Origin of the sequence: Geminicoccus sp. (assembly GCF_036263595.1) — a bacterium.
In the GTDB taxonomy this organism is placed as follows: Bacteria; Pseudomonadota; Alphaproteobacteria; order Geminicoccales; family Geminicoccaceae; genus Geminicoccus.
Genome location: NZ_DATAGQ010000006.1, coordinates 1 through 2,037, shown reverse-complemented (window position 1 = coordinate 2,037; position 2,037 = coordinate 1). Strand labels below are relative to the sequence as shown.

General features: G+C 66.7%; 1 protein-coding gene. It reads right to left on the bottom strand.

Annotated features, from left to right (window positions below):
* On the bottom strand, positions 1-1,750 hold a 1,750-nt coding region (locus VHL31_RS00515; protein ID WP_329659244.1), incomplete at its 3' end, for a GAF domain-containing protein.
* Positions 1,751-2,037 lie beyond the last annotated feature (287 nt).

The following is a 2,037-nucleotide window of genomic DNA, read 5'->3' as shown; positions in this document are numbered from 1 at the left end:
CGAGCCGGTTGGCGTCGGTCGGCTTGGGATCGATCGGCTGCCGGCGCGAGAAGGCCAGCAAACGATGAGTAAGTGCCGCGGCGCGGTTCGCGGCCGTCGTCGCCGCGGTAGCGAACCGCTCCACGTCGGCCGTCCTTCCCTGGCGGATCCGGGACTGCATCAGCTCCAGCGAACCCAGGATGCCGGTGAGCAGGTTGTTGAAGTCATGCGCGATGCCGCCGGTCAGCTGGCCGATGGCTTCCATCTTCTGCGCCTGCCGCAGCTGTTCCTCGCGTTCGCGCTCAAGAGTCACGTCGCGGCCCACCGCATAGAACAACTCGCCTTCCGGCACCGCCGTCCAGGAGACGGTGACCGGCGTCCCGTCGGCCCGCACCAGGCGATCCTCGAACGAAACAATCGGTTCACCCCGCGACAGCGCAGCCACGACGTCCGCCGCACTCTGGTGATCGTCGGGATGGATCAGCTCGACGAACGGGCGAGCGAGCAGCTGGTGCTCGCTGTATCCAAGCAACCGCTCCCAGGCGGGATTCACCACCTTGAGCAAGCCGTCGAAACCGACGATCGCGAAGAGGTCGCTGGAGAGCTGGAAGATGCGGTCCCGCTCCCGGGTCCGCTCCTCCACCTTCTGCTCCAAGGTCTCGTTGAGCTCGCGCAGCTCGTCTTCAATCGCCCGCCGCCGTGCGATCTCGACCTGGGCCGCCCGGTACAGTCGCGCATTGTCGATGGCAACGGCGGCCTGGCCGGCTAGGCCCAGCACCAGAGTCTCGACCGTTTGGCTGAACACACCCGGCGTGGCGTGGCCGAAGAAGAGGCCGCCAATCGCCTCGCCAGAGCGCGAGACCACCGGAACGGCCAGGTAGCTGCGGACCGGCAGGTGGCCCGCCGGCATGCCATGATGAGGTGCGTGGCGGCCGTAGCGCGGATCCCGGGTGATGTCGTCGGAACGGATCACCCCTTCGCCTTTGAAGGTGGGCGCAAAAACAGCGGTCGCCCGGGGGTGCGGGAACTTGGAGAAGGCTTCCTTCGGGGCGCCGGACAGACTGTAGAGCAGGAAGCTGCCACCGGCCTCATCATGGGCGTTGTAGAAGAACGCCCCGAATTGGGCGCCGGTGATGTCGACGCCGGCGTCGGTCACCATCTGAACGATGCGGTCCAGGTCGAGCTCTGCAGCGAGTGCTGCGCCCGTGGCATTCAGGACTTCCAGCACATGAGCCTGCTCGGCGGCGCGCTGCTGCTCTCGTGCTGCGGTTTCCCGCGCCAGGACGCTTGCGGTGGTCTCCACGCACACGCACAGGACGCCGGGGACGGCGCCTCGCTCATCGATGATGGGGCTATAGGAAAAGGTGAACCAGGTCCGCTCTGGAGCGCCTGTGCGGGTCAAGGTGACTTCGAGGTCCTTGAAGAAGCTTTCCTGGCCGGCGAATGCCGCATCGATCACCGGCGCGATGACCTCCTCGACTTCGGGCCAGACCGAGAAGAACGGACGCGCGAACGCTTGAGGGTGGCGCTGTCCGAGGATCGGCACGTAGATGTCGTTGTAGAGGAAGGTGCGCTCCGGCCCCCAGACGACGAACATGGGAAAGCCCGACCGCTGCATCAGGCCGACGGCGTGCCGCAGCGCCTCAGGCCAAGCCTCCGGCGGCCCGCAGCTGGTCGCCGTCCAGTCGGCGCGCGCCAGACGCTCGCTCAAAAGCCGTCCAGTGACACCGGGAACATGATCGCTCCGGGCAGGGTTCTCCGCCTCCGCCATTCTGCCCTCCTCCGCTCGGGCTTGCGGCGACGTGCCCGACCCGGTTGTCCATCGACTGGGTGGCCCCGCATCCGGCGATTTGGACCGCTGCCCACGCAAGCGGCAAGCCTTAAACCCTTGGCTGGATGGCGCTGTGGATATTGGACGCCGGCGCAGGTCCTATTCCTTGAAGGGCTTCTGCTCGCCATAGGCGATGGCCTGCACATCCTGGGCGGTCATGAGCAGCAGCATGGCGAGTGTTGCGTTCACCTGTGGCTGCGCCTGGGTGAAGGCACGGCTGACGCCTA